At 70.6% G+C, this 26,973-nt stretch carries 29 protein-coding genes, 4 tRNA genes and 2 pseudogenes; 20 read left to right on the plus strand and 15 right to left on the minus strand.

What is annotated here, in order from left to right; all coding sequences use genetic code 11:
• Positions 1-51 precede the first annotated feature (51 nt).
• Both MTP10_RS37290 and MTP10_RS37295 read right to left on the minus strand, forming a co-directional pair.
• Positions 52-127: transfer RNA gene (locus MTP10_RS37290), tRNA-Lys, on the minus strand.
• 101 nt (positions 128-228) lie between these two features.
• A complete protein-coding gene (locus tag MTP10_RS37295) occupies positions 229-1,383 on the minus strand; it encodes an acyl-CoA dehydrogenase family protein (RefSeq protein ID WP_310716008.1) in 1,155 nt (384 codons plus the stop codon).
• A 104-nt stretch (positions 1,384-1,487) separates the two neighbouring features.
• Between MTP10_RS37295 and MTP10_RS37300 the strand changes: the two genes are divergently transcribed.
• Positions 1,488-1,796, plus strand: coding sequence for a PspC domain-containing protein (locus MTP10_RS37300; RefSeq protein WP_310716010.1), 309 nt, complete (start codon positions 1,488-1,490; stop codon positions 1,794-1,796).
• Here the strand turns inward: MTP10_RS37300 and MTP10_RS37305 are convergent, their stop codons facing one another.
• Positions 1,797-3,080, minus strand: coding sequence for an MFS transporter (locus MTP10_RS37305; RefSeq protein WP_310716012.1), 1,284 nt, complete (start codon positions 3,078-3,080; stop codon positions 1,797-1,799).
• Positions 3,081-3,190: 110 nt separating this feature from the next.
• A complete protein-coding gene (locus tag MTP10_RS37310; RefSeq protein WP_397334571.1) occupies positions 3,191-3,541 on the minus strand; it encodes a metallopeptidase family protein in 351 nt (116 codons plus the stop codon).
• Between the two features lie 87 nt (positions 3,542-3,628).
• Between MTP10_RS37310 and MTP10_RS37315 the strand changes: the two genes are divergently transcribed.
• From MTP10_RS37315 to MTP10_RS37370, 12 genes are all read left to right on the plus strand, one after another.
• A complete protein-coding gene (locus MTP10_RS37315; protein ID WP_310716015.1) occupies positions 3,629-5,134 on the plus strand; it encodes a metallophosphoesterase in 1,506 nt (501 codons plus the stop codon).
• Positions 5,135-5,207: transfer RNA gene (locus tag MTP10_RS37320), tRNA-Glu, on the plus strand.
• Positions 5,208-5,315: 108 nt separating this feature from the next.
• Positions 5,316-5,390, plus strand: a tRNA-Asp gene (locus MTP10_RS37325).
• A gap of 5 nt (positions 5,391-5,395) precedes the next feature.
• Positions 5,396-5,469 (plus strand) — tRNA-Phe (locus tag MTP10_RS37330).
• A 112-nt stretch (positions 5,470-5,581) separates the two neighbouring features.
• Positions 5,582-6,376: a barstar family protein gene (locus MTP10_RS37335; RefSeq protein ID WP_310716017.1), complete on the plus strand. Its 795-nt coding sequence runs from the start codon at positions 5,582-5,584 to the stop codon at positions 6,374-6,376.
• Positions 6,377-6,595: 219 nt separating this feature from the next.
• A complete protein-coding gene (locus MTP10_RS37340; protein ID WP_310716118.1) occupies positions 6,596-6,889 on the plus strand; it encodes a type II toxin-antitoxin system prevent-host-death family antitoxin in 294 nt (97 codons plus the stop codon).
• Complete coding sequence (locus MTP10_RS37345) at positions 6,886-7,146, plus strand: Txe/YoeB family addiction module toxin (protein ID WP_310716018.1); 261 nt, start codon at positions 6,886-6,888, stop codon at positions 7,144-7,146. The genes MTP10_RS37340 and MTP10_RS37345 overlap by 4 nt, the downstream gene beginning before the upstream one ends.
• Before the next feature lie 283 nt (positions 7,147-7,429).
• Positions 7,430-7,690, plus strand: coding sequence for a type II toxin-antitoxin system prevent-host-death family antitoxin (locus tag MTP10_RS37350; RefSeq protein ID WP_310716020.1), 261 nt, complete (start codon positions 7,430-7,432; stop codon positions 7,688-7,690).
• Positions 7,675-8,016 carry a PIN domain-containing protein gene (locus MTP10_RS37355; RefSeq protein WP_310716022.1) on the plus strand — a complete coding sequence of 114 codons (342 nt, stop codon included), beginning with the start codon at positions 7,675-7,677 and terminating at the stop codon, positions 8,014-8,016. The genes MTP10_RS37350 and MTP10_RS37355 overlap by 16 nt, the downstream gene beginning before the upstream one ends.
• 295 nt (positions 8,017-8,311) lie before the next feature.
• Positions 8,312-9,406: a serine/threonine protein phosphatase gene (locus MTP10_RS37360; protein ID WP_310716024.1), complete on the plus strand. Its 1,095-nt coding sequence runs from the start codon at positions 8,312-8,314 to the stop codon at positions 9,404-9,406.
• A 383-nt stretch (positions 9,407-9,789) separates the two neighbouring features.
• Positions 9,790-10,266, plus strand: a complete 477-nt coding sequence (locus tag MTP10_RS37365) for a hypothetical protein (RefSeq protein ID WP_310716026.1) — start codon at positions 9,790-9,792, stop codon at positions 10,264-10,266.
• 277 nt (positions 10,267-10,543) lie between these two features.
• On the plus strand, positions 10,544-10,966 hold the full coding sequence (locus tag MTP10_RS37370; protein ID WP_310716028.1) for a PepSY domain-containing protein: 423 nt from the start codon (positions 10,544-10,546) through the stop codon (positions 10,964-10,966).
• 13 nt (positions 10,967-10,979) lie between these two features.
• On the opposite strand, the gene MTP10_RS37375 is transcribed toward MTP10_RS37370, so the two are convergent.
• The 6 genes from MTP10_RS37375 to MTP10_RS37400 form a co-directional block, all read right to left on the minus strand.
• Positions 10,980-12,239 carry an FAD-dependent oxidoreductase gene (locus MTP10_RS37375; protein WP_310716029.1) on the minus strand — a complete coding sequence of 420 codons (1,260 nt, stop codon included), beginning with the start codon at positions 12,237-12,239 and terminating at the stop codon, positions 10,980-10,982.
• Between the two features lie 121 nt (positions 12,240-12,360).
• A complete protein-coding gene (locus MTP10_RS37380) occupies positions 12,361-13,893 on the minus strand; it encodes a helix-turn-helix domain-containing protein (RefSeq protein ID WP_310716031.1) in 1,533 nt (510 codons plus the stop codon).
• A 68-nt stretch (positions 13,894-13,961) separates the two neighbouring features.
• Positions 13,962-14,363 carry a TraR/DksA C4-type zinc finger protein gene (locus MTP10_RS37385; RefSeq protein WP_310716033.1) on the minus strand — a complete coding sequence of 134 codons (402 nt, stop codon included), beginning with the start codon at positions 14,361-14,363 and terminating at the stop codon, positions 13,962-13,964.
• A gap of 41 nt (positions 14,364-14,404) precedes the next feature.
• The gene (locus tag MTP10_RS37390) at positions 14,405-15,205 is read right to left on the minus strand and encodes a rod shape-determining protein (protein ID WP_310716035.1); all 801 of its coding nucleotides are present in this window, start codon (positions 15,203-15,205) and stop codon (positions 14,405-14,407) included.
• On the minus strand, positions 15,202-15,549 hold the full coding sequence (locus MTP10_RS37395) for a TraR/DksA C4-type zinc finger protein (protein WP_310716036.1): 348 nt from the start codon (positions 15,547-15,549) through the stop codon (positions 15,202-15,204). The genes MTP10_RS37390 and MTP10_RS37395 overlap by 4 nt, the downstream gene beginning before the upstream one ends.
• Before the next feature lie 185 nt (positions 15,550-15,734).
• Entirely contained in the window at positions 15,735-16,112 is a 378-nt protein-coding gene (locus MTP10_RS37400) for a hypothetical protein (RefSeq protein WP_310716039.1), read from the minus strand.
• A gap of 160 nt (positions 16,113-16,272) precedes the next feature.
• Between MTP10_RS37400 and MTP10_RS37405 the strand changes: the two genes are divergently transcribed.
• The 3 genes from MTP10_RS37405 (at position 16,273) to MTP10_RS37415 (ending at position 19,831) form a co-directional block, all read left to right on the plus strand.
• On the plus strand, positions 16,273-16,626 hold the full coding sequence (locus MTP10_RS37405; protein ID WP_310716041.1) for a hypothetical protein: 354 nt from the start codon (positions 16,273-16,275) through the stop codon (positions 16,624-16,626).
• A 33-nt stretch (positions 16,627-16,659) separates the two neighbouring features.
• A complete protein-coding gene (gene secD / locus MTP10_RS37410; RefSeq protein WP_310716042.1) occupies positions 16,660-18,927 on the plus strand; it encodes a protein translocase subunit SecD in 2,268 nt (755 codons plus the stop codon).
• A gap of 142 nt (positions 18,928-19,069) precedes the next feature.
• On the plus strand, positions 19,070-19,831 hold the full coding sequence (locus MTP10_RS37415) for a sulfite exporter TauE/SafE family protein (protein ID WP_397334572.1): 762 nt from the start codon (positions 19,070-19,072) through the stop codon (positions 19,829-19,831).
• 28 nt (positions 19,832-19,859) lie between these two features.
• Here the strand turns inward: MTP10_RS37415 and MTP10_RS37420 are convergent, their stop codons facing one another.
• From MTP10_RS37420 to MTP10_RS37435, 4 genes are read right to left on the minus strand one after another with little or no spacing between them, the layout of a single operon-like run.
• Entirely contained in the window at positions 19,860-20,498 is a 639-nt protein-coding gene (locus MTP10_RS37420; RefSeq protein WP_310716044.1) for a response regulator transcription factor, read from the minus strand.
• Between the two features lie 3 nt (positions 20,499-20,501).
• Positions 20,502-21,731: a sensor histidine kinase gene (locus MTP10_RS37425; protein WP_310716045.1), complete on the minus strand. Its 1,230-nt coding sequence runs from the start codon at positions 21,729-21,731 to the stop codon at positions 20,502-20,504.
• Positions 21,725-22,450 (minus strand): ABC transporter permease, encoded by a 726-nt coding sequence (locus tag MTP10_RS37430; protein WP_310716046.1) that lies wholly within the window; start codon positions 22,448-22,450, stop codon positions 21,725-21,727. Before MTP10_RS37430 ends, MTP10_RS37425 begins: the two co-directional genes overlap by 7 nt.
• Entirely contained in the window at positions 22,447-23,172 is a 726-nt protein-coding gene (locus MTP10_RS37435) for an ABC transporter ATP-binding protein (protein WP_310716047.1), read from the minus strand. Before MTP10_RS37435 ends, MTP10_RS37430 begins: the two co-directional genes overlap by 4 nt.
• 137 nt (positions 23,173-23,309) lie before the next feature.
• Here MTP10_RS37435 and sigJ point away from each other — a divergent pair, with 137 nt between their 5' ends.
• The 3 genes and pseudogenes from sigJ to MTP10_RS42170 form a co-directional block, all read left to right on the plus strand.
• On the plus strand, positions 23,310-24,206 hold the full coding sequence (gene sigJ, locus MTP10_RS37440; RefSeq protein WP_310716049.1) for an RNA polymerase sigma factor SigJ: 897 nt from the start codon (positions 23,310-23,312) through the stop codon (positions 24,204-24,206).
• 124 nt (positions 24,207-24,330) lie between these two features.
• Positions 24,331-24,613, plus strand: a pseudogene (locus MTP10_RS42165) (NAD(P)-dependent oxidoreductase).
• Positions 24,574-24,903 (plus strand): annotated as a pseudogene (locus MTP10_RS42170) (NAD(P)H-binding protein); the annotation flags it as partial. The pseudogenes MTP10_RS42165 and MTP10_RS42170, both read left to right, overlap by 40 nt.
• Before the next feature lie 13 nt (positions 24,904-24,916).
• Here MTP10_RS42170 and MTP10_RS37450 read toward each other — a convergent pair.
• Positions 24,917-25,807, minus strand: coding sequence for a LysR family transcriptional regulator (locus tag MTP10_RS37450; protein WP_310716050.1), 891 nt, complete (start codon positions 25,805-25,807; stop codon positions 24,917-24,919).
• A gap of 111 nt (positions 25,808-25,918) precedes the next feature.
• On the opposite strand from MTP10_RS37450, the gene MTP10_RS37455 reads away from it, so the two are divergent.
• Positions 25,919-26,968, plus strand: coding sequence for an FAD-dependent monooxygenase (locus MTP10_RS37455; protein WP_310716052.1), 1,050 nt, complete (start codon positions 25,919-25,921; stop codon positions 26,966-26,968).
• Positions 26,969-26,973 lie beyond the last annotated feature (5 nt).

The following is a 26,973-nucleotide window of genomic DNA, read 5'->3' on the forward strand; positions in this document are numbered from 1 at the left end:
AATGTTGGCTGTACGACCTCGCCAGACAAGATCGAGGAGAGGCGTTCGAGCTGGTAGGGCGCCCGGGGCTCGAACCCGGAACCTACGGATTAAAAGTCCGCAGCTCTGCCAATTGAGCTAACGCCCCATGCACAGCAAGGGTACAGAGACTACCGGCCGGTACGCGACGCCGTTCTCGCCCCATCACAGTAGCGGATCGTGCGCTTGCCCAGATCGGGAAGAGGCTTGTCAGCGGAAGGCGTCGAGCCCGGTGAGCGCCTTGCCCAAGGTCAGCAGGTGCACCTCCTGGGTGCCCTCGTAGGTGAGCACGCTCTCCAGGTTGTTCATGTGCCGGATGACCGGATATTCCAGGGTGATCCCGTTGCCGCCCAGCACCGACCGTGCCTGGCGCGCGATGTCGAGGGCCGCGCGGACGTTCGCCAGCTTGCCGAAGCTGATCTGGACGGGCTTCAGGCGTCCCGCGTCCTTGAGCTCTCCCAGGTGGAACGCCGTCAGCGACGCCTGCGTCATGCCCACGTACATCCACGCGAGCTTCTCCTGGGTGAGCTGGAACGACCCGATCGGCTTGTCGAACTGCACACGCGTCTTCGCGTACTCGACCGCCGACTCCAGGCACGCGCGGGCCGCTCCCACGACCCCCCACAGGATGCCGAAGCGGGCCTCCGACAGACACGAGAGCGGGCCCTTCAGGCCCGTCACCCCGGGCAGTACGGCGGAGCCGGGCAGGCGTACGTCGTCGAAGTACAGGGACGAGGTGACCGACGCCCTCAGGGACAGCTTGCGGTGGATCTCAGGGGCGGAGAAGCCAGGCGTGGAGGTCGGGACGACGAAGCCCCGGATGCCCTCGTCGGTCTGCGCCCACACCACGGCGACGTCCGCGACCGAGCCGTTGGTGATCCACATCTTGGAGCCGTTGAGGATCCAGTCGGACCCGTCGCGCTTGGCGTACGTTCTCATGCCGGCCGGGTCGGAGCCGTGGTCGGGCTCGGTCAGGCCGAAGCAGCCGATGGCCTCGCCCGCCGCCATCCGGGGCAGCCACACCTCCTTCTGCTCGTCGGAGCCGTACCGCCAGATGGGGAACATGGCCAGCGAGCCCTGCACCGACACGAACGACCGCAACCCCGAGTCGCCGGCCTCCAGCTCGCGGCAGGCCACGCCGTACGAGACCGCGTCGGTGCCGGCGCAGCCGTAGCCCTCCAGGTGCATGCCGAGCAGCCCCAGCGAGCCGAGCTCGGGCGCGAGCTCGCGCGCCGGGAACACGCCCTCCTCGAACCAGCCCGCCACGTGCGGCAGGACGCGGTCGGACACGAACGACGCGACCGTGTCGCGGATGAGCCTCTGGTCACCGTTGAGCCGGTCGTCGACGCGCAGCAGGTCGTCCATGGCGATCCTCTCCTCGCACAAGCGCCTTTATGTAAGGGGCTACCAGGGTTTCTACAGGGGAATTCCCGATGTGCCAAAGAGGGCAGCGGGGGCACGCTTGAGACATGAACGAGAACATCAAGCAGTTGCGCAGGACTCACGACGGCAGGATCATCGCGGGCGTCTGCTCCGGTGTCGGGGAGTACCTCGGCATCGACGCCAACCTGGTCCGCATCGCGCTCGCGGTGGCGACGCTCTTCGGCGGGGTGGGGGTCGGCCTGTACGCGATCGGCTGGCTGCTCATGCCCGAGGCGGGCAGGGACACCTCGATCGTCCAGGACCTGCTGAACAAGCAGCAGGCCAAGTCCACCTGGCAGAGCGGCACGACGACCACCCCCGGCACCTGGGACGACGAGCAGAAGCCCCAGCAGTGATCAGGTGGGCGCCGAGGCTCGCACCCGGCGGGACTCGTCGCCGCGGGACTCGGTCCAGACCATGGCCAGCACGGCCGCGCACGTCACTCCCATGACGCCGGACAGTGCGACCACGAGTTCGGGACCGAGTCTCTCGGCGGCCAGACCGCCCACCAGGATCCCGGCGCCCTGCGCGGCCATCAGCCCCGACTGCGCCAGGCCGAACGCCTGCCCACGCCGCTCGGCCGGCACCCGTTGTACGAACGCGGCGTTGGCCGCGAGCTGGTAGGCCCCGCCCACCCCCGACAGGACCCAGGTCGCCAGCACCACGGCCAGAGGCGGCCGCAACGCGCTGACGACCAGCGGCAGACAGCTCAGCACCGCCATCCAGCCCATCAACCGCAGCCGTCGCGACGGCGACACGAACCTGCTGAAGAGGAACGCCCCCAGCACCGTGCCCGTCGGCATCGCGGCCATCAGCAGCCCGGTGACCACCGGGACGGGCAGCCCCTCCGGGGCGAGGGCCGCCGCGTACGGCGCGGCCAGCCCCTCCGGCAGCACGTAGAACCCGCACAGCCAGGCGAACATCACCAGCGTACGCAGCCGCCTGTCGCCGAAGACCAGGCGCGCCCCGGCCCTGGTCATCGCCCACATGGACGGCCGGTCCTCCTCGGCGGCCGCCGCCGGCCGCCGCCGCACGCCGGAGACCAGGATCAGCGCCGAGCCGAGGAACGTGGCGGCGTCCAGCGCCAGCGCGCGGTACGGGCCGAGCGTGGCGATCACCGCGCCGCCCGCGGCGAAGCCGAGCATCTGCACGCCCTGGTTGGTCATGTTCTGCAGCGCCGTGCCCACGACGTACCGGTCGCCCTCCAGCACCTCGGGCAGCAGCGCCGCCCGAGCGGCCGAGAACGGCGCGCTGAGCAGCACCACCAGGAACACCAGCGCGCACAGCACGGAGAACGGCATGCCGGGCAGCGCCATCACGGCCACCAGGGCCGCGCGCAGCAGGTCGCACGCCACCATGACCCCCCGCCGGGCGAACCGGTCGGCGAGGCCGGCCAGCAGCGGGCCGCCGGCGATGGAGGGCAGGTAGGTGAGGGCGTAGACGGCGGCGGTCGCGAGGGGCGAGCCGGTGCGGTCGTAGACGAGGACGGCGAGCGCCACCTGGGCGAGCTGGTCGCCGAGGAGTGACAGGCCCTGGCCGTACCACAGTGCCCGGAACTCGCCGATGGCGATGACCTCGCCGTAGGTGGCTTGGTGCTCTTCAGCACGGCGATGCCGCCCCGGCAGCCGTCGCGTCCGCATGGCCCCCATTGGACTCCGCTGTGCCTGACTCTGAGTATTCAGTACGTCACCTAAGGTGCCTGATCAGGCCCCGTACCGCAAGCAGAAGAGGGCAACCGGCGCCCGGGGGCTCACCAGCCGAGCTCGTGCAGGCGGGCGTCGTCGATGCCGAAGTGGTGGCCCACCTCGTGCACCACCGTGATCCGTACCTCTCGTACGACCTGCTCCTCGGTGTCGCAGATCCGGCAGATCGCATTGCGGTAGATCTCGATGCGGTCGGGAAGAACCGCGGAGTACCAGTCGCCGCGTTCGGTAAGGGGAATTCCGGTGTACAGGCCCAGAAGGTTGGGTTGGGGCGGATCGTCCACCACCGTGACGACGACGTTGTTCATGACGCGGGCCAGCTCGGCGGGGATGGTGTCCAGCGCCTCGGCGACCAGCTCCTCGAACGTTTCCCGCGAAATATCGATCACATGTGCCATTCTGCCTCGCGCCGGGGGTAGGCAAGTAAACGTATGAACGTCGCTCGCATCCTTCGGACAGTCATCGCGTCGAAGGCGTCGAGGGTCGTGGCCGCCCTCATGGTCGCGGCCGTCGGCGCCTGGCTCGGCATCTTCCTCAGCGGCACCGTACGAGCCCAGATCGGGCCCGTGGAGACGGGCATGTCGCTGCGTCCCGCGTGGGGCGGTGAGACGGTCGTGGACGCGAGCCCGCTGGGCACGCTCACGTTCCACACCCACGACGCCCCGCTACGGCTGCGCATCACGTTGGACAACATCGACCAGGAGCGCGCCAAGGCCCTCATCGAGGACCCGCGCCTGACCGACCGGCTGCCCGGCATCATCGAGCGGGACCTGCTGGACGGCGTGCGGGCGCTGGTCATCCGGTCGCTCCTGTGCGCGGGGGCGGGGGCGCTGGTGGCGGTGCTGCTGGTGTTCAGGCGGCCCAAGGTCGCGCTGCTCAGCCTGCTCGCCGCCGCCGTGGGGCTCGCCGGGACGGGCGTGCTCGCCGCGTACACGTTCCGGCCGGACTCGCTGGTCGAGCCGCGGTACTCGGGCCTGATCGCCGCCGCGCCGTCGCTGGTCGGCAGCGCGGAGTCGATCGTGACGAAGTTCGAGTCGTACCGGTCGCAGCTCACCAAGCTGGTCACGAACGTCTCCAAGCTGTACAACACGGTCTCGACCCTGCCGGTGTACGACGGGGACCCGCGTTCCATCCGCGTCCTTCACATCTCGGACATTCATCTCAATCCGATCGCCTGGAACGTCATCCGGTCCCTGAAGGACCAGTTCGCCGTGGACATGATCATCGACACGGGCGACATCTCGGACCACGGCACCAAGCCCGAGAACAAGTTCGTGGAGGAGATCGGCCGCCTCGGCGTCCCCTACGTCTTCATTCGCGGCAACCACGACTCCATGACCACTCAGAAGGCCGTCGCCAAGCAGAAGAACGCCGTCGTCCTGGACGACAGGTCGCAGCAGGTCGGGGGCCTGACCATCTACGGGCTCGGCGACCCCCGCTTCACCCCGGACAAGTCGGTGGCCATCGACTCTGACCCGGCGAAGCTGGAGCAATGGGGACGTGACCACCTTCCCGAGGTCGGCAAGCCGGACCTCGTGGCGGTCCACGACGGCATCATCGGCCGCGGCTTCTCCGGCGCCACGCCCATGGTCCTGGCCGGCCACGCCCACGCCCGCTCCACCACCATGCTGCCCACCGGCACGCGCGTCCTCGTCCAGGGCTCGACCGGCGGCGCCGGCCTGCGCGCCCTCGAACACGCCGAGCCCACCCCCGTACAGGCGTCGGTCCTGTACTTCGACCGCGAGACCAAGCGTCTGCAGGCGTGGGACGACATCACGCTCGGCGGACTGGGGGAGCAGTCGGTCTACATCCAGCGTCACGTGGAGGAGAACCCTGGACGTATGATTTCTCCAGCGCCAACGAACACCCCGACGCCATCGGGGACCGTGACGGGCACGCAGTCGCCGGCCGCCGGCCCGCCACTTTGGCATCAGGGGCAATCGTCCCCTATGCTTCAGAGGTCTCCGACGGAAGGCGACAGGGAATCCTGAGCCCCCATCGTCTAGCGGCCTAGGACACCGCCCTTTCAAGGCGGCGGCACGGGTTCGAATCCCGTTGGGGGCACCGCGAAGCGCCTGGCGCTACCGGGAAACGGATGGTCGAAGGCCACCGAAGAACTGGTAAGCTAAGCGAGTCGCAAGGCAAGAACAGCAAGATACGCAAGACAAGCAAGGTCCTGTAGAGCAGTTTGGAGTGCTCGCCACCCTGTCAAGGTGGAGGTCGCGGGTTCAAGTCCCGTCAGGACCGCTCTGGGTCAGGTAGCTCAGTTGGTACGAGCGTCCGCCTGAAAAGCGGAAGGTCGGCAGTTCGACCCTGCCCCTGACCACCTTTTGAACAGCAAGAACGCCCCGAACGGATCACCGTTCGGGGCTTTTTGATGTTCGCTGACAGCAACAGTGACAGCAACGTCATAGGTGCACGGGGTGAGGGCGGAGTCCGTGGATTCCAGTCAGCCGAAGTTCCTCTTGATCGACGGGGATGGGCAGGTGCTGGGGGCGTGCCTCGATGCCGAGGGCGTCTTCGTTGAGCCGACGAAAAGCGCCGAGTCTGCGACAGTCGAGATCCTGGGATGCCTTCCTGTTCAGCGATTACGTGACTACCTTGAGGGGTCCAAGCGATACCGCCTGAGGAACCCTCTCTGGTTGGAAGGGCTCCGGATGCTCGACGCGGCAGGAGAGCCGCTCGCGGACTTCTGGGTGAGCCAAATCATCGAGTGGCGCCCCTCACAACTCGACCCCGAACGAGTGGACATCATCGCTGAGTGGGGATACGACAGCCCGCAGTCCGGTGCACGGCATATCTGGGAGCGCTGGCGTACGGCCCGGCCTGACCAGATCAACCAGTGGGCGGTGTACGGCTCGGAGGGCAGACGGGAATGGCTGACCGTTGTCGGCCGCAGCAGCTTCCGGCAGACGGGGCCGGCTGATCGTCCGGCAGGGCGTACCTACCACCTCGATGGAGCTCACGTCACCGATGAGACCTCCTTCTACCTCGCTGCCGGGGAAGCCATCAACGGGCCAGGGGGTTATTTCGGTTGGAATCTCGATGCGCTGAATGACTGTCTGTGCGGTGGGTTCGGAGCAACGACACCGTTCACCTTGATCTGGAGCGACTCCCAAGCTGCGCGACAGTCCCTGACAGAGATCTTGGAGGAGATGGACGACGCTCCGACTCTTTTCGAGATCATCCAGACGATCTTTGCGGAGCGCGGGGTGGAGGTCGTGTTGAGGTGATAGCAGCTTCGTACGTCGCCGCCTTGGCCCTGCTCATTGACCACCACTCTTGACGAGCCAAGACGCCCTGACATCGAAGATCACTCCAGGGCGTTTCGCGTCTGTGACAGCAACGCCGCCGCCATTGGGCCCCTTCATGGCGAGCGGATGCCATTCCCACCTTGTTCCAACAGCCTGATCTCTGCGCGTGCCCGTGTGCGGAGGCATTGTCGCACGTTGATGTACATCATCATGTACAGTGATGACATGAAGGTGATGACCATGTCCGAATCGCGGGCCAACTACGCCGCCACCCTCGACGCCGTCATCGACGACCAGGAAGAGGTCCTCATCACCCGCCCCGGCAGAGAAGGGGTCGTCATGGTGTCGCAGCGCGAATACGAATCGATGCGCGAGACGCTCTACCTGATGGCCTCTCCCGTCAACCGCAGACGGTTGTCAGAGGCGGTCGCCCGTCTGGAGTCTGGAGGCGGCGCCGTCCGAGAACTGGCCGATGGGGACGCCACTTCGTGAAGATCCTTTTCGACGAACTCGCCTGGGCGGACTACTGCTACTGGCAGCGAGAAGATCGACGCATTCTCAAAAGGATTAACCAGCTGATCGCCGACATAGCGCGCAACGAGAACGAAGGCATCGGCAAACCGGAGCCGCTGAAGTACGAATGGTCCGGCTACTGGTCCCGGCGCATCACCTCAGAACACCGGCTCGTCTACCGCGTCAATGACGACACGATCATGATCGCTGCCTGTCGCTATCACTATGAGAAGTAGTGTCCGTCCGGTCGGCAACCCCAGCACTTGGCCTCGTTCCAGAGAGCGGAGTGGAGGCTTTGCGCTTCCTGCGGAGCGCCCCTCCTGCGGGAGATGCCTGCCAGCTCATCCGCTAGGGCCCCGCACCCGGTGACCTTGGCGAAGGTGACAGCAGAACGCCAGACGGATGGTCGCCTGCAGGGAGGCGACAGGCATGAACCAGGAGGTATCGGGCCCACGATGCACCTGACATGGGTCGTCGGTTCCGCAGGACGGATCCTCGTGGATCAGACAATCTGATCTTATGAAGGTGATGACTGCCACTGAAGCGTCTCGAAGCTTTGCGGCGGTTCTCGATGCGGTCGAGCATGGAGAAACGATCGTGGTAACTCGCGGCGGGAAGCAGATCGCTGTGATCGGCCCCGCGCCGACAGCGCCGGGACGTACGGTCAAGGCGTTTCTGGCCAGCAGAGCGGGGACGTTGGACGCCGATTTCGAAGCTGACGTAGCAGCGGCCCGCGAGGCGATCGACAACGAGATGAGGGCCACGTGGCCCGACGCCTGATCCTTGAGACCGGTGTGCTCATTGCGGCCGAGCGAGGCAAGGCATCCGTGGACGCGGTGATAGGAGACGTCGATGACGTGGCGATCTCGGCGATCACTGTGGCCGAGTTGCTCGTCGGCGTAGAACTGGCCGATGCGGCACGACAGCCCGATCGGCAGGCCTTCGTGGATCAAGTTCTCGCGTTGATCCCTGTCGAGGAGTACACGACGGACGTCGCCAGAGTCCATGCCCGTCTTATGGCGCATGTCCGACGAGAGGGCAAGTCGCGAGGCGCCTACGATCTGCTGATCGCGGCTACGGCGCGGCCACCGCGAGAACGGTGCTGACGATGGATGCGTCTGCCGCATTCGACGATCTCCCTGGCGTGCGCACTCAGGTAGTTCCTCGCTGAAGTCCTGTGCTTGGAGTGGCGTGGTCCCTGGAGTCGTCTTGCGATCAAGGTTCTACCAGCGGGAGCAGATGGCGAACGCCAGCGACCCGCTGGAAGCCCGACTCGACGACCGGATCGCTCTCGACGCGTCTCGATCGTGACCCCTGTGTTCTCGCCGGATGGCAGCGCAAGGCCCGTCCCCGACAGGTGTAGCGTCTGAACGCGAAGTCGATCACGAAGGGTGCCTGCCATTGCAGCTGCAAGACACACGACTGGACATGTCTCACGGTGAGCGTGTCAGCAGATACAGCGATGTCGCCAGTGCATTGGCCTTGCACAGCGACCGGCAGCTCGGCGAGTTGCTGGAGCAGGCGCAGATTCTGGGGACGGGGATAGGCGGCGCCTCGGCCCTGCTGGCCATGGACGGTGTGCCGGTTTTCGCCAAGCGAGTGCCGCTGACCGACCTGGAACTTCGTGCGGGCAACATGATGTCCACCGCGAACCTGTTCGGGCTGCCTCCGTTTTGCCAGTACGGGATCGGTGGGCCGAGCTTCGGTGCGTGGCGTGAACTCGCGGCCTGCGTCATGACGACCAACTGGGTCCTGGCCGGGCGCAGCGCGGCTTTTCCGCTGCTGTATCACTGGAGGGTGCTGCCGGGGGCGCCGCCGCAGAGCGATCAGCTTGCCGACGTCGAGGCGGTCGTGCGGTACTGGGATGGGTCACCGGCGGTACGGGATCGTCTCCACGCCGTCGCGCAGGCTTCGGTCAGTATCGTGCTTTTTCAGGAGTTCATCCCCTACAGCCTCAATGACTGGCTGGCCACCCAGCTCGCCGCCGGCCAGGACGCTGCGGTAGCGGCAAGCGCCATGGTCGAGTCGTGCCTGCTGAGCGACGTGGCGTTCATGAACGGCCAGGAGCTGATGCACTTCGACAACCACTTCCGCAACGTCCTCACCGATGGTGAACGGCTGTACATCGCCGATCTCGGGCTGGCGACCTCCTCCCGGTTCGACCTGTCCAAGCAGGAGATCGAGTTCTTGCACCGCAACCGGACTCACGACGTCGGTTACGCGCTGATGCGGCTGGTCAACTGGCTCGTCACCGATATCTGCGGAGTGCCGGTGCCACGGAACGGCGTACTGGAACAACGCAACGCGTACATCCGCGCGTGCGCGGACGGCGCGGATCCCGCTGGTGCCCCGCCGACTGTCGCCGCCATGCTCCGCCGGTACGCGCCCGTGGCGGAAGCCATGAACGACTTCTACTGGGACCTGTTCTGGTCCGATCGGCGGACAACGCCGTATCCGAGCGAGAAGATCGAACGCGCATTGAGCGCTATGCGTTGATTTTCATCCGACACGGCTTCTCGCTCCTTCACACATCCCGGCATTCTGGATGACGCCTGCATTTGCGGCCCTGAACGTCCCAGCCCAACCACAGACGTGCTCCTCAACCCGCGTGGCAGGTGGTGAAGGACGAGTCCCATGCACACGTTCACTGCCGGGCCGCCGGGCCGCCGGCGAAAGTCCTATGCTCAGACCTAGCGGGGTCCTTAGAGTCGTCTTGTGATCAAGGTTCTACAAGTGGGAACAGATGGCGAACGCCGTAGCCGGTCGCAGCGCGGACGGGGCCTGCCCGCCCCCCGCGCTCGTCTTCGAGGGCTCCGTCTTGGCGGGCTCCGTCTTCAAGAGCTCCGTCGTCGCCCGTCCCGACCAGCCATGAGCGCCTGATGGGATTCTCCGCCATCTACCTGTTCGACGGGCGACAGTGGACGGAGCACCAGGAGGAGCCGGTGCCGCCCGAGGTCGAGCCGTGGCTGAGGGTCGACATCCATGACAGTGACATCGCGACCGTGGTCTACCGGCCGGCGGGGCGTGGGAGCGGCGTCGCCTACCTGGGGTTCACCCCTCGCACGTACTTCGAGGACGAGGACGCCTCGTCGCCGACCGACGTCGTCCGGGAGGCCACGGGCCTCGCCGACTGGTGGATGCTGCGAAGCCAGGGTGGTGGCGAGGTGGAGCATGCGGTGAAGGCGAGCGAGTTGCTCGGCTACCTCGCCGAAGACCGCGATCCCTGGGAGCTCGACCTGGACGAGGACGAGGAGGACGTCGACGTACTCGACGACGGGGAGGTCTTCGTCGAGGTCAAGACCGCTCGGTTCCTTGAGGCCCTGGACCTGCCCGTCCCTGCGGACCTCCCGGACTGACCGAACTGGCGCATGGACTGCCCCGTACGAACGGGTCTGGACCGTATTGTCCGGGCTCTGGGCGTGCCTTTATGGAGTTCCGGGCAGCGTCGTCAGTATGAATGGTGGAAAACGGTTCAAGCCCATCATCGGCCTCCTCTTTCTGTTCGCGGCCGGATCCTGCGGGAACGCCCCCATCCAGATCAGTGCCGTCGAGACCGCGCCCGCGGGAGGAGCCGCAGCCGCTCTCAGGTCACCCGGGGACCCCAGCGATGATCCCGCCCAGGAATCCGGCGGCATGGGAAGCCTCGAAAAGGCGGCCACCGCGGCCACGAACGCCGTCAAGGGCACCCATGTCCTCTCGGTCCAGTCGGAGAACGGCGGCCAGGTCTGGGAGGTCCAGCTGGCCCGCCCCGACGGCACCGAGCAGTTGATGGAGGTGGACGCGTCAGGGGACGTCGTCTCGAAGCCCCGGACCAAGGACACCGGCAAAGGCGAGAAAACCAGGGTCATGGGCATCATCAAGGACGCCGAGCTCTCCTTCGACGACGTGGTGAAGAAGGTGTCCTCCGCGGTGCCGCACGGCAAGATCACCCACATCAGCCTGGACAGGTACACCGACAAGGTTCTCGTCTGGGATGTCGATGTCCTCACCCCGGACGGTGCCTGGCACGGCCTCAAGATCGACGCCAGGACCGGCACCGTCGACAAGACCGGCTAGCGAGGCTCGGCCGTCAGCGGAGCGGGTCGAACTCGCGCAGGGCGGCGGGCTGCTTGCCGGTGGTGATCTGCTCCGCCAGGAGGCGTCCCGTGGCGGGGCCGTGGGCCAGGCCCCACATGCCGTGCCCGCCGGCCACGTACACGCACGGGGTCCGGGTGGCGCCGATCAGCGGACGGCCGTCGGGGGTGACCGGTCGCGGGCCGACCCAGACGTCGGTGCGTTCGTCCCAGCGCACCCCGTCCAGCAGGGGGCGCGCGGAGGCGATGATCGCCTCCAGCCGGGCCGGGACGGCCGGGGCGTCGGGGTCGCGGAACTCCATGGTGCCCGCCACACGCAGCCCTCCCTGGTACGGCGTGCATGCCACCCGTACGTCCGGCAGGTAGACCGGTCCCGGGACGGGGCGGTCCACGGGCACGGTGAAGGAGTAGCCGCGCCCGGCGCGCACCGGGGAGCGCACTCCCCAGCGGGAGGCCAGGCGCGGCAGCCAGGCGCCGGTGGCCAGCACCACCGCGTCGGCGGACAGCATCGTGCCGTGGCGGGAGACCACGATGGCCTTCCTGTCGTCGCTGCGCACGTCGTCGACCTCGAAGGCGTACACGGTCGCGCCTCGGGCCATCACGGCCCTGCCGAGGGCGTGGACGAAGCGGCCCGGGTCGACGTACCGCTGACCGTCGATCCGTACCCCGGCCCGCAGGGCGTCCGAGGCGAGCGGGACGTGCTCGGCCACCTGGCCGGCGTCCAGGACGGTGTGGTCGACCTGCTGCCCGGCGTCCGCCAGCCTGCGCAGCTCGCGCAGCAGGCCCTGGGCCTGGCGCGGGGTGCGGAAGGCCGCGGTGATCGGTGCCGCCACGGTCGAGACGGCCGGCCCGTCGGCGCCGAGGATCTCGTACGCCTCGATGGACTCCTGGTTGAGCGGCAGGTTGGCGCGCACCGCCCGGCTCCACGACGACCAGCGGCAGTTGGCGGCGAAGCGGGCCAGGAACGCCCACAGCCCCGGGTCGAGGGTCGCGGGGATGTGCAGCGGGGCGGCGGGGTTCAGCAGCGAGCGCAGGCCGTAACGCAGGACGGAAGGCTCGTTCAGCGGGATGGCAAGGCCGGGGGCGATCCATCCGGCGTTGCCCCAGGACGCGCCGGCCGCCACCCCGCCGCGGTCCACCACGTGGACCTCGACGCCGCGTTCCTGCAGGAACCACGCGGTCGACAGGCCCACGATGCCCGCGCCCACCACGATCACCGATCGCGGCCAGTCGCCGATGCGCTCGGTGCCGCCCATGCCCTACCTCCGTACCCCGGAACGAATGCTGCTCTCGACGTCAGCATGGCCCGGAGGCCGCGGTCTGACGTTGTGCGTGGCAGACAATCGGAGCGGCGGCCTTGTGCGACGGGGACAACGCTCAGGACTCCTCGGCGGCGGCCAGACCGATGATCATGGCCAGGCGCTGGCGGGCGTCGCCGAGGTCCAGCGGGGTGACCTCGCTCATCTTGCGCAGCCGGTTGCGGACGGTGTTGCGGTGGACGCCGAGGCGCTCGGCGGCGACGGCGGGATCGCCCTGCGCCTCCAGCCACGCCCGCAGCGTCGCGACGTACTGGGTCGCGTGCAGGGTGTCGTGCCGGCGCAGGGCGCTGACCGGCCCGCGCGCGGGGGTCCGTCCGGTACGCGCCGCGACGCGCAGGCGCTGGAGCAGGATGTCGTCCCAGGACTCGTCGTAGGCCGGCGGCGTGGTGCGGGGATCGCGCGTCTCGTGCAGGGCCAGGCACTCGTCGGCCTCCTGCCTGCCGGCCGGCAGCTCCGCCGCCTCGGCCGCCGCGCCGATCCCGGCGGCGACGCGTACCTGGGCCGGCAGTGCCGCCTGGAGCGCGGACACCCACTCCCGCGCCGCGTCCGGTTGCTCGCCGGGCAGGATCGTGTAGATCGTGTTGCCCAGCAGGGTGCTGCGTCCCGGCCGGGACCAGCCGAAGCCGGTGGTGGCCCGCTCGAAGGCGAGCAGCAGCGCGGCGTGCCGCTCGGTGGCGATGTACGCGCGGACCGCGATGACGCGCATGGCACCGTGCGGCAGGCCGAGCTGGCTCACCACCGTCGCGGCATCGGCGCTGCCCTCCAGCAGGCGGATGACCAGGTCCGACTCCACCTGCCGCTCCAGGTCGGCGCTCGCCCGGGAGCGCAGGAGGTGCAGCGCCACCGTGCGGGCGCCGTCCGCCAGGGCGGCGCGCCGGGCCCCGGCCAGGGGAGTCGCGCACATCACCCACACCGAGCCCAGCAGCTCGCGTCCCGCTCGGACCGCCACCACCATCCGCCCGGCCAGGCCGTGCTCCGGGTCCGGCTCGACGAACACCGGCTCGTCCACGGCCGCCAGGTGGGCCGTCACCCCCCGGGCGTGGAACAGGTTGCGCAGCCGATCCGGAACCTGCCGGGCCAGGATGGTCTCCACCCGGGCGGGATCGCCCGCCTGCTGCGAACGCGAGTAGGCCAGCACCCGCGAGAGCCGGTCCTCGATGGTCACCGCGCCGCCGACCGCGTCGGCCAGGCTGTCGGCCAGGGCGAACAGGTCCGTGGGGCCGCGCCCCGACTCGGTCTCCCGCCCCTCCAGCACCAGTCCGTAGACCACGCCGGCCAGCTGGCTCCACGAGACGGCCGGGTCGACCAGCATCACCGCCACGCCCTCGCTCGCGCCGGCCAGGGACGCCTCCCGCTCGGCGTCGGCCCCGGCGCGCACCAGCACCACCGCGGCCTGGGCCGCCACCGCCCACCGCACCGCCTCCGTCACCGACGCGGCGCCCACGGCCAGCAGCACATCGCCCGGCACCCGGCTGTCGATGGCGTCGGGCATCGCCACGCTGCGCAACGGCGCCGAGCGCGAGTCGGGCCGGCCGCACAGCCGCACCCCGTATCCGCCCAGCACGTTGACCAAGCGGTCCAGTCTGATCATGAGCTGTTCCCTGTCGGATCGTCGCCCTCCGGGTGCCCCATCGCAGGAGGGCACCCGGCGCGTGGATGCTAGGCGGCCTCGTAGCGGCGCTGGCACTTGATGCAGTAGCGGGCCAACGGCCGGATCTTGAGCCGTTCGAACGGGATGCCCGCCTCGCAGTGGGCGCAGCGGCCGTAGCTGCCGGCCTCCATCCGGCTGAGGGCCTTGCCGAGCTCGGCGATGGCACGGTCGGCGGTGGTCAGGGAGACCAGCAGCTCCTGGTAGGTGTCGTCGGCGCCGTTGCTGTCCTCCGCCTGGGCCTGCAGGCCGAGGAGCTGGCGGGTACGCCGGTCGAGCTGCTCCTGCAGGTCCTGACGGAGCGTCTGCAGCTGCACGGTGCTGAGATGCGGCGTCTCACCGATGGGGGTTTCACCGATGGAGGTTTCACGGATGGGCGTTTCGCGGATGGGTGTTTCGTGGAAGTCGGTCATGTGGAGACTCCTGGTGAGAAGACGGGCGAGTTCGGGGCGGCTCAGCGGCCGCGTGCGGCGATGCCGGCCGCGAGAGCCGGTTGCAGGCACAGGCGGGTCAGGCCACGGATGGTGGCGTGCGCGGGGTGCGGCGCCGCGGTGACCGGCATGCGCAGCGCGGTGTGCAGACGGTGCAGCAACTTCCCCTGCTGGGCGCCGCCGCCGGTGACGAGCAGACCGTTGCCGCGCGCGGTCGCCCGGAGGCAGGCGGGCAGGCGGCGCAGCAGGCCGGCCGTCATCTCGACGACGCCCTCCAGCGCGTACGGGAGCAGGCCGGCGCCGGTCGTGGCACTGAGCTGGAGGGCGGCGGCGTCGGTGATGGCGCCGTCGCGGATGGCGACGATCTCGACGATGCCCGCTCCCACGTCCAGCAGCAGGCACGGCCGGGGATCGGTGACGTCCAGACCGGCGCCGACGGCCGCGGCCAGCGGCTCCTCCACCAGCGTCACCTCGCACGCGGCCGCCTCGGCGACCGCGGCGCGCACCGCCCGGCGGTCACTCGGCGTCGCGGCCACGGGCACGCCCACCATCGCCCGCTCCAGCGGCCGGCCGTCCGGCGGGCGGGCGTCCCGGAGCACCAGGTCGACCAGCCGCAGGCAGGCACCGGGGTCCGCGACCATGCCGTGCCGGATCGGCCGCACCGGACCGGCCGAACCCCATCCGGGAACACCGACCCCGGACGGGACGGCCGACGGGCGGTCGGCGACGACGCATGCACTCGCCGACAGCCACCGGGTACGCGAGGTGCCCAGGTCGAGCGCCACATAGCCCCGGCGGGTGGAAACGGGGGCGGCGGCGTTCATGCCGTCACCTCGTGGCGGCGCGCGAGGGCGCATCCCTCGCACGTGCGCCGGTGGGGGCGCCGCCGCAGCTGCTCGAACGCGATGAACGCCCCGCAGCACTGGCAGGTGCCGTAGAGGCCCCGGTCCATGCGCTCCAGCGCGGCCTCGATGGCGGCGACCCTGCGCCGGGCCGTGCGCCGGCGTACGCGGCCGGCTGACGGGCAGGGCTGCGCGACGGCGTGGGCGAGCTGGTCGTACAGCAGCCCGCGCAGCTCCTCCAGCCGCGCCATGTGCTGCTCGTAGTGCTGCAGATGGGTGTGGACTGATCTGACGTCGGCCATGACGATGATCGGCTCCTTGCTCACACGGAAGAAAGCGCTCACACGGAGGCAGGCGCTCACACGAAAGAAGGTGCTCACACGAAGGGAGGACGGCACGCCCCACGCGGGGGTGCCGGTGGCCGAGCCGGCGCGACGGCGGGAGTCCGGGCACGCATGGCCGGCCCCACGGCGCGCGAGCAGCCGTAAGACAGCAGACGAAGGAGGGGCGGCTAGATCAGTGGAGGGCTGCGCGACCCCGCGGCGCGGTGCGCCAGCTGCTGGGGATCGCGGATCTGGTGCATGTCCGGGCGCGGCGGGAGCAGCAGCGCGAGATGGGCGGCCGCGTCGTGCCGCTCACGGCGCGGCGGCGGCCACAACGACAGCACATGGTGCTCGCGGGCGTTGGCGTTCTGCGGCGGCAGGCTCGTCAGCTGGGCGTCCCATGCGCCCAGGCTCCACGCCTGACCGGGAACGGGCGGCGCCCCGTGGCCCGTGTCGCCGCCGTAGCGGGCGTAGCTGCACACGGACAGCAGCAGGGACAGCAGGACCAGGGCCATCACGCTGCCACGCGCGATGGGCCCGCGTGGTGTCGCCCACGGTCCCGTCATACGGCCGACCATAGCCGAGAGGACCCGAAAGACGAAAAGAGTTAGACGTCCGCTTTTTCGCTGATCGCCGGGTTGTCCCCGTCGCTGTCCCGGGCGGGGTACGGTGGCCGCCAGACGCCCGGAGACACATCCGGCACCACCCGTCCGGTGAGGAGGAGACGTGCGCGGAAGAGTGCCCGCCGTCCTGCTCCTGCTGATGTCGGTGTTCGTGTTCGCCGGTCCCGGAGCTCACGGCGACGCCGATCGGAACGCCCACCAGCACGTACTCCAGTCCGCCTGGTGGAGCGCTCCGGGCATCGCCGGCCACGCGGGGCTGGGTGACCCTGCCCCGCCCGACCTCCACCCGGCACGCGCCACGCCGGTCCTGCCGGTGTGGCTCGCCGTCGCGCCGCCCGTCTGGCAACCGGGCCAGGCCACGCGCCGCGCCTCCTTCACCGCCACCCGGCCCCCCGCCCCACCCCGGCCGGGCCACCGCGTGGCCGGCGCTCGCGCGCCACCCTCCACGACGCGCTGACGTCCTTCTTCCCGACAGCCTGTGGAGGCTTCCATGTCCCGTGCGCCCGTGTGGCGCGCGGTGATCGCGTGTGCCCTCGTGATCACCGCTTTCATCCTCGCTTTCACCATGTCGCCGCGCCTCGGGCTCGACCTGCGCGGCGGCACCCAGCTCGTCTTCGAGACCCGCGACTCGCCCACCGCCAAGGCCGACTCCGACGCCACCGACCGGGCCCTGGACGTGCTCCGGCGCCGCGCCGACGCGCTCGGCGTCGTCGATCCCACCCTGGTCAGGTCGGGCGAGCGGCGGATCATCGTCGAGCTGCCCGGCGTGCTCGACCCGCGCCAAGCGGCCGAGGTCATCGGCAAGACCGCGCAGCTCGCCTTCCACCCGGTCACCGGCCAGGCCGACGCGGGCGACGCCCAAGCCGTTGCCGACGAGTCGGGGCAGCGGCTCTCGCTCGGCGCAGCCGCGATCACCGGCGACGGCGTGACGGACGCCGCCGCCCGCACTGATCCGCAGCAGGGCCCCGGCTGGTTCGTCACGGTCGACTTCCGCGACCCCGCCGCCTGGCAGCGGCTCACCGGCGCCCTCGCCTGCGAGCAGGTCGGCGATCCCAAGCGCCGGCTGGCCATCGTCCTGGACAAGGAGATCATCTCCTCGCCCCAGGTGGACGCGTCCGTACCCTGCCAGGCAGGCATGCAGGGCGGATCCACGCAGATCACCGGCTCGTTCACGCCCGAGGAGGCGCAGAACCTCGCCGTGCTCATCAAGGGCGGGTCGCTGCCCGTCCCCATGGAGCTGATCGAGCAGCGGACCGTCGGCCCCACGCTCGGCTCGCAGGCCATCGAGGCCAGCGCCAAGGCGGGCGTCGCGGGCGTGCTCCTCACGGCGGCGTTCATCGTCGCCGTCTACCGGCTGGTGGGGCTGCTCGCCGCCATCGCCCTCGCCGTCTACGGGCTCCTCTCGTACGCGGCCCTGCTCGCGCTCGGCGCGACGCTCACCCTGCCCGGACTGGCCGGGTTCGTGCTGGCCATCGGCATGGCGGTGGACGCCAACGTGCTGGTGTTCGAGCGGGCCAGGGAGGAGTACGGCCGCTCGCCCCGGCGCGGCCTGGGCGCCGCACTCGACCGGGGCTTCAGGAACGCCTGGAGCGCCATCGCCGACTCCAACATCACCACGCTGCTGGCCGCCGGGCTGCTGTTCTGGCTCGCCTCCGGGCCGGTGCGCGGATTCGGCGTGACCCTGGCCATCGGCGTGCTGGCCTCGCTGATCTCGGCGATGCTCATCACCCGCGTCCTCACCCACCTCCTGATCGGCAGGATGGGCGCCCGGGCGTCGGGGCTGGGCAGCGAGGGCCGGGTACGGGCCTGGGTGAACCGGCGTGACGTGCGGCTCATGGCCCGCGGCAGGCTCTGGCTGGCCGTCGCCGCCGCGCTGGTGGCCGTCGCCGTCGCCGGTCCGGCCGTGCACGGCCTGAACTTCGGTGTGGAGTTCACCGGCGGCCGGATCGTCGAGTTCGCCGCCACCGAGCCGGTGACCGCCGAGACGGCCCGCCGGGCGGTGGCCGAGGCCGGGCACCCGACGGCGACCGTGCAGATCACCGGGCAGAACGCCGGGCAGTCCTCCGGCGACCTCGTCACCGTGCGCGCCGGTCAGATCAGCGCCGACGACGTGGCCGGTATCGAGCGGGCGCTCGACGGCAAGCTCGGCGAGGTGACCAAGCAGCGCGACGAGCTGATCGGCCCCAGCCTGGGCGAGGAGCTGCGCCGCAACGCGGTCATCGCGCTCGGCGTGGCGCTCGCCGCCCAGATGGTCTACCTGGCGGTCAGGTTCAGGTGGACGTTCGGCACGGCGGCGGTGCTCGCCCTGGTGGTCGACACGGCCGCCGTCGTGGGCGTCTTCGCCTGGCTGGGCAAGCCCATCGACGGCGTCTTCCTGGCCGCCATGCTCACCGTCATCGGGTACTCGATCAACGACAAGGTGGTGGTCTTCGACCGGGTGCGCGAGCTGTGGAGCGCGCGGCGGCGGGCGCCGTTCGCCGACGTCGTCAACGACGCGATCCTGCAGACCGTGCCCCGCACGCTCAACACGGGACTCGGCGCGCTGTTCATCCTCGCCGCGCTGGCGGTCTTCGGCGGCGATTCGCTGCGCGACTTCGCCATCGCGCTGCTCATCGGGATCGTGGCCGGAACGGCGTCCTCCTCGTTCGTGGCCGGGCCGCTGGCGATCGAGCTGGAACGGCGCAGCAAGCAGCCGCCACCCGAACCGCCCAAGCCGCGGGTGCGCCGGACCCGCGAGGGACCGGGGGCGGTGGTGTAGAAGCGCGCCGGGAGGGGGCGGGAACGCTTCGGCGCAGGCCGAAGCGTCCTGTCCCTACGCTCCAGAGCATGAGCCCTCGTGCTGACGGTCCGCTGCCCGCCGACGGAGTCGTCAACGGGTGTGCGGCGTGACGCCGCCGGAGATGCTCGCCGTCCTGGGGGCCGGCGTCATCGCCGGGGCCGTCAACACCGTCGTCGGCTCGGGCACGCTGGTGACCTTTCCCGTTCTCCTCGCCGTCGGCCTGCCGCCCGTGACCGCCACCGTCTCGAACGCGCTCGGACTGATCCCCGGCTCGGTCAGCGGGGCCATCGGCTACCGGAGGGAGCTGGCCGGGCAGGGACGGCGGGTCGCGCGGCTCGGCGTCGGCGCCGGGATCGGCGGGCTCGCGGGTGCCATTCTCCTGCTGACCCTGCCCAGCACGGCGTTCGAGAGCGTCGTGCCCGCCCTGGTGGCTCTCGCGCTCATCCTGGTCGTCCTCCAGCCCCGCATCAGCAGGCACGTGCGGCGTCGCCGCGAGGTGACGGGCGAGCCCGGCCACCGCGGCGGTGGCCTGCTGCTGTCGTCGGGGCTGACGCTGGCGAGCGTCTACGGCGGCTACTTCGCCGCCGCCCAGGGCATCATCTACATGGCGCTCATGGGCATGCTCCTCGACGACAGCGCGCAGCGCCTCAACGCCGTCAAGAACGTCCTGGTCGCCGTCGTGAACACCGTCGCCGCCCTCCTCTTCCTCGTCGTCGCGGACTTCGACTGGACGGCCGTCGCGCTCCTCGCCGGCGGTTCCGCCTTGGGCGGCCAGATCGGGGCCACGGCGGGCCGCCGTCTGAAGCCTCCGGTGCTGCGCGTCCTCGTCCTCGGAGTCGGCGTCGTGTCCATCGGGCAGTTGCTGCTCCCGCGCCTGGCGTGATCGAGGGCTCGCTACCCGCGGGCTTCCGTCAGCCGCCGGGGGACGGCCTGAGCAGGCCCGTCTCGTAGGCGGCAGCGACCGCCGCCGCCCGGTCACCGACCTCCAGCTTGGCGAAGACGTGCAGCAGGTGCGTCTTGACCGTCGCCTCCGTGATGAACAGCTGCCCGGCCACCTCACGGTTGGTCGCGCCGCGGGCGATGAGCGCGAGCACCTCCAGCTCCCGGCGGCTCAGCGTCCGCGGCTCCGGCGCGCGGGCCCTCCGCGTCAGCGCTCCGGCCGCGACCGGGGACAGCACCGTCTCCCCACGGGACGCCGCCAGCACGGCGCGGCGCAGGTCGGCCCGCGGGGTGTCCTTGAGCAGGTACCCGGTGGCGCCCCCCTCGATCGCCGGCAGGACGTCGGCGTCGTCGTCGAAGGTGGTCAGGACCAGCACCCGGATGCCGGGCGCCTGCTCGCGCAGACGGCGGATGACCTCAGCCCCGCCCATCTTCGGCATGCGCAGGTCCAGCAGCACGACGTCGGGCCTGGTGCGCAGGGCCACCACGAGCGCCTCGGCCCCGTCGGCGGCCTCGCCGACGACCTCGAAGTCGTCGGAGGCGGCGAAGATCTCACGCAGCCCGTCGCGTACGACGGGATGGTCGTCCACGACGACGATACGGACCGGCACGGCTCACCAGCCCCGGCCGGAGCCGGCGGGGATGGCGGGAACGGTGGCGGAGACGCCGGTTCCCTGGCCGGGGGCCGTCTCGATCGCGAAGGTCCCGGCGAGGCGGGTGACGCGCTGCTGCATCGCGACGAGGCCGAAGCCGCCCCCGTTGAGGGGGTTCGTCTCCTCGGGGACGAAGCCGGACCCGTCGTCGCGCACGTCCAGGGCCACGACATCCTCCATGTACGACAGGGTGAGGCCGACCCGGCCCGCCGAGGCGTGCTTCGCGGCGTTGGCCAGCGCTTCCTGGGCCACCCGGAGCAGGGTGGCCTCCACCTCCGTGTGCAGCGGCCGGGCCTCGCCGGTGACGGTCACCGAGGCGGGCACGCCGCTGCTCCGCGACCATCGCGCGGCGACGTCGTGCAGGGCGGCCGGAAGCTGGGCCTCGTCCAGCGGCGCCGGGCGCAGCGCCTGGACCGACCGCCGGGCCTCGGTCAGGCTCTCCCTGGCCAGGGCGCGTACCGTGTCCAGGCGCGAGCGGGTGGCCGGCACGTCGCCGAGCGCCTCGTCGGCGGCCTCCAACTGGGTGAGGATCCCGGTCAGGCCCTGCGCGAGGGTGTCGTGGATCTCCCTGGCCATCCGCTGCCGCTCCCCGAGCACGCCGGCCTCACGGGCCCGGATCAGGAGCTGGGCCTGCAGGCTCACGTTCTCCTCGGCGAGCGCGGCCAGCTTGGCGCCCGTCTCCCTCAGCTGCGCGATCATCGTCCGGCGCTTCTCGCTCTGGTCGGCGATGGTGTGGATGATCAGGCCGACGGTGGAGGCGACCACGACCCCGACGACGAAGGAGAGGAACAGCTCGCTCGGTGTCCGCCCGGTCTGCGGGCGGGAGGCGATCAGCACCCCGACCGTCACGGCCACCCCTCCGTACGCCCACCAGCCGGGCAGTAGGGCGAAGCACTGGACGAAAACTCCTATGCCGGTCACCGTGAACACGGTGTCGAGCCGGACCAGCGTCCCGACGGTGGCGAGCAGCACGACGAAGTAGACCGTCACGAGCGCCGGCCGTGAGGTCCGGGCGGGGTGCGAGGTCACCATCAGCCAGTGCCAGGCCGCGGCGAACAGCGCCGGCGCCAGCACCTCCGGCCGCCACTCCCGCAGCAGGGCGAAAACCGCCGGGATCAGGACGAGCAGGTACGGCACGGCGGCCTGGACGCGGTCCCAGCGGGAGACGACCGCGTCGCCGGCGATCACCATCGGAAGGTCCTGAGGGCGACGCCGCCGAAGACGGCGAATACCGCGACCATGACGCCCAGGGTAGCCGGGGACACCGGGGCGCCGGCCCATCCGTCGCGGATCGCCTGGACGGCGGGCGCCATGGGGGTCAGGTCGCCGATGGCGCGCATCGGGCCGGACATGGTCTCGCGGGGAATGACGGCGCCGGACAGGAAGACCATCGGGAAGAACACGCTCAGCCCGATCACGGTCGCGGTGCGGCCACTCGGGACGAGCGAGCCGACGAGGAGACCGATGGCGCCGAGGCTCAGCGCGCCCAGCAGCCATGCCAGCAGCACGCTCCCGGGGTCCGCGGGCGCGGTCAGCCCGTAGGCGGTCAGCCCGATGAGCGTCAGCAGGGCCGTGCCGAGCACCGCCAGCAGCATGTGGGCAACCCACTGGGCGCCGAACAGCATCGCGGGCGAGGCCGGCGTGACGCGGAGCCGTTTCAGCACGCGCCGCTCCCGGTACTGGGCCAGCGTGGCGGGAAGGACGACCAGGGCGGCCAGGCCGATGACGAAGACGATGAGCATCGGCACCGTGGCGTCCACGACTGGCACCCCGCCGGGCAGGGGCTTGTTCCCGCCGCGGAGCTTGACCCACAGCATGATCACCGGGAAGGCCAGGGCGAAGAACCCCGACATCGGATCACGCATGATCAGCTTGAGCTCGACCGCGATGACGTGCGTGAAACCTCTCATGCGCTTTCTCCTCCGGCCCTTCCCGTCAGTGCGAAGTAGGCGTTCTCCAGAGAGCCGGCCCCCGCTTCGGCGATCAGCTCGCGCGGGGTCCCCTCGGCGATGACGCGGCCCCGGCCGACGATCGCCATGCGGTCGCAGAGCGCCTCGGCCTCGTCCATGAAGTGGGTGACGAGCACGACGGTGACCCCGCGCTCGCGTATGTCCCGGATCAGGCCCCAGGTGGTGCGGCGGCTGTCGGGGTCCAGGCCGGTCGTGAGCTCGTCGAGGAAGACGACGTCCGGGGCGCCGACCAGGGCCAGGGCGATGAACAGCCGCTGCTTCCAGCCGCCGGACAGATCGGCGAAGCGGGCGTTCCTCCTGTCCGCCAGGCCCCACTCGTCCATGAGGGCCGCCCAGTCGGCCGGCTTGCGGTAGAGGGAGGCGTACATCCGCAGGGCCTCGCCGACCTTGATCGCGTCGGGCAGGGCGGCCTCCTGCAGCTGGGCGCCGATGCGCTGGAGCAACTCGCGCCGGTCGCGGTGCGGGTCCAGGCCCAGGACGCGGAGGGTGCCGCCGTCCGGCCGCCGCAGCCCGGACGCGCACTCCACGATCGTGGTCTTCCCCGCTCCGTTGGGGCCGGCGATCGCGAAGATCTCGCCTCGCTCCACGGTCAGGGAGACGCCGTCCACCGCCGTGCCGCTCCTGAACGTCTTGCGCAGGTCGTTGATCTCGATGACTGCCATGGCAGAAGAGTCGCCGACGTACGACGCCGTGGACATCCACCGATCGGTGGATGGGAGGCGACGGGAAAGGCTCCGTCACATCGGCCGGTTCTCGCGGGTCTACCGTTACGAACCCCGCGAGGAAGGAACGTGACACGGTGGACACCAGGGCCGACGGGCAGGACTGGCTGACGGATCGTTTCGAGGAGCACCGGCCTCAGCTGCGAGCGGTCGCCTACCGGATGCTCGGCTCGGTGAGCGAGGCGGAGGACGCCGTGCAGGACGCCTGGCTACGGCTCAACCGGGCCGACACCAGCGAGGTGGAGAACCTCGGGGCGTGGCTGACTACGGTGGTGGCCCGGGTGTGCCTGAACGCGCTGCGCTCGCGCGAGCATCGGCGCGAGGACCCCCTTGAGGTGCGCGTCCCCGATCCGATCATCAGCTCCGAGGACGGTGCGGACCCGGAGCGCCAGGCGGTGCTGGCCGACTCGGTCGGGCTGGCGATGCTGGTGGTGCTGGAGACGCTGACGCCCGCGGAGCGGCTGGCGTTCGTGCTGCACGACATGTTCGCCGTGCCGTTCGAGGAGATCGCCCCGATGATCGAGCGGTCGCCGGCCGCGGCGCGGCAGCTCGCCAGCAGGGCCCGCCGCCGGGTGCAAGGGCAGGCGCCCTCTCCGGACCCCGACCTCGGCCGCCAGCGGGACGTCGTGAACGCGTTCCTGGCCGCCGCCCGCGACGGCGACTTCGACGCGCTGGTCTCGGTGCTGCACCCGGACGTCGTGCTGCGCTCCGACGGCGGCACCGCGCGGGCCCGCCAGACGGTCCTGATCTCCGGTGCGCGGGCGGTGGCCGCGCAGGCGGTCACGTTCGGCCGGCTCTCGCCGTTCGCGCGGCCGGCGCTGATCAACGGCGCCGCCGGGATCGTCGTCGTCGCTCAGGAGCGGCCGATCTCGGTCATGGCCTTCACCGTCGCGGGCGGGCAGATCGCCGCCGTCGACGTGCTGTCGGACCCGGACCGGCTGAACGCCCTCGACCTGACGGTGCTGGACGACTGACCCGCCCGGAGCTGACAGGGCGGGAGGCGTCCACCCATCCTGGCGAAGTTAGTGATCATCAACCAACCATGGGGGCCGAGATGAGGATCACTGTTTCGGAGCCACCGGCCGCACCGGGCGGCGAGTGGTCGAGCAGGCGCTGGAGGCCGGCCACGACGTGACGGCCGTGGTCCGCGACCCGGCGAGGCTCGCCCCGATACGGTCCCCGCCTGACCGTGCTCCGGGCGGACGTCATGAACCCGGACGACCTCCGTCCGGCCGTCGCGGGACGGGACGCGGTGGTGTCCGCGCTCGGGCCGCAGGGGCGCGCGCCCACCACGATCTGCGCCGACGCACCATCTCCATTGTCAGGGCGACGGCGGCCGAGGGGGCGCGGCGGCTGGTCGTGGTCACCGCCAACGGCATGATCACCGAGGGCGACGGCCCCGTGACCCGCCTGGTGTTCAAGCCCGTTCTCGGCCGGGTGCCGCGCAACCCCTTCGCCGACATGCTCCGCATGGAGGACGTCGTCCGGGCGAGCGGGCTCGACTGGACGATCGTCCGCCCGCCGCCGCTCACCGAGGGGCCGCGTACCGGCTCCTACCGCAGCGCGATCGACCGCGTGCGCGGCGCCTCCGGGTGTCGAGGGCCGACCTGGCCGACTGCATGCTCCGCCGTCTGGACGAGCAAGGGTCGCTCCACGCGGCCCTGGCGATAGGCGGCTGACCGCGTCACAGTGCTCCTGGTACGCCCAGGTCGCGGACCACGTCGGCCAGGGCGCGGATGACGTCGTTCTCCGCCTCGCCCCGCCACGCCAGGCTGGAGGTGAACGGGTCCATGTCGGTGACGGGCAGCCAGACGATGTCGGGCCGGGCCCAGTAGCGGGAGGCGTGGGCGGGGAAGATGTTGACGACCTCGCCGCTGCTGACCAGCGTCAGGACCGCCTCGGCGCTCGTGCCGGCAGGGCCGCGTTCGATGGGGCGTCCGGAGGGGGTGTGGAAGGGGACATAGCCGGCCTCCCAGTAGTCGGGGACCGATACGGCCCCGGAGTGCTGGAAGTCGGCCAGGGCCTCCAGCGTGACGGAAGGCCGTCCGGCCAGCTCGTGACCGGCCGCCACGGCCAGCACCCTGCGCTCGCTGTGGAGTGCCGGCCCCACGGTCAGGTCCGGCTCCTCGATGTGCGACCAGGTCACTAGCACGTCCACCTCGCCCCTGCGCAGCCCGCCGAAGGGATCGACGAACGGGGCGTGCCGGAACTGCAGCTCCCACCTCGGGTGGCGGGCGCGGAAGGCGTCCCAGTAGGGGCGCAGGTCATGCAGGTTGCCGGACATCATGCCGATCCGCAGCGTGGCAGCGGTGCCGGTGGCGGTGGCCCTGGCCCGCCGCATGGTCTCGCGCAGGGCGAGGCGGATCGGCTGGAGGTCGTCGCGGAGCTGGCGGCCGAGGGGGGTCAGCCGCACGGTGCGGCTGGTCCGCTCGAAGAGCAGGCCGCCGAGGCTGCGTTCCTGCTTCTTGATCGCTTGGCTGACGCGGGCCGGGGTGAGGCGCAGCCGCTCGGCCGTGCGCCCGAAGTGCAGCTCCTCGGCCAGCGTCAGGAAGATCTCGATGTCGCGAAGCTCCATGATCCCTCTGGATCGTTAAGTCGGTGTTGATGGTGTGGTGCGAACTTTGTCATTGTTGCGGTTGCGCACGGTATTCCATGCTGGGGGCCTTGTCGGTATCCCTGAAGGAGCATGAACGTGAAGGTCCTCGTCTCCGGCGCCAGTGTCGCCGGGCCTGCTCTGGCGTACTGGCTGAACCGTCATGGTCACGAGGTGACGGTGGTGGAGCGCGCGCCCGTCCTGCGCGACAGCGGGTACGCGGTCGACTTCCGCGGCGCCGCGTTCGACGTCCTGGAGGGGATGGGCATCCTCGACGAGGTGCGCGGCTGCGAGACCGGGATGCGCGGCACCGACCTGGTGGACGAGGAGGGGCGGAAGGTCGGCGAGTTGCCCGTCGAGGCGTTCGCCGGTGACCTGGAGGTGCCGAAGCGGGAGCTGACCCGCATCCTGCACCGCATCACCGAGGCGGACGTCCGGTACGTGTTCGGCGACTCGATCGACCGGATCGAGCAGGACGACACCGGTGTCCACGTCGGGTTCGAGCGGGGCGAGGCCGCCACCTTCGACCTCGTCGTCGGCGCCGACGGCGTGTACTCCACGGTGCGGCGGCTGGCGTTCGGCCCGCACGACCGGTTCGTCCGCCACCTCGGCATGTCCGGAGTGGGCTTCACCACGGCCAACCACCTCGGCCTGGACCACGCGGGACTGCTGCACAGCGCTCCCGGCAGGGCCGTCTACCTGTTCAGCGCGGCCGACGCCGACCGGATGACGGTCAGCCTGTCCTTCGCCACCGACTCGGCGGCGCTCGACCTGCTGGAGCGCGACCGGCAGCAGGAGATCGTCCGGGAGAGGCTGGCGGGCGCGGGCTGGGTGGTGCCGCGCCTGCTGGAGGAGATGGACGGGGCGTCCGACTTCCTCTTCTCCTCCGCGTGCCAGGTGGAGATGGACCTCTGGTCGGACGGCCGGATCGTGCTGGTGGGCGACGCGGCACACTGCGCCGCGCCGACCTCGGGCATGGGCACCTCCCAGGCCCTCATCGGAGCGCACGCGCTGGCGCGGCACCTGGCCGCGTCGGCCGGCGACCACGCCGCCGCCTTCCGCGCGTACGAGGACGAGCTCAGGCCGTACGTCGAGGAGAACCAGAAGCACGGGCGCGAGGCCGTCGCGATGTTCGGCGGCTGAGCCCG

Source organism: Nonomuraea sp. 3-1Str, from assembly GCF_031570565.1.
Taxonomy (GTDB): Bacteria; Actinomycetota; Actinomycetes; order Streptosporangiales; family Streptosporangiaceae; genus Nonomuraea.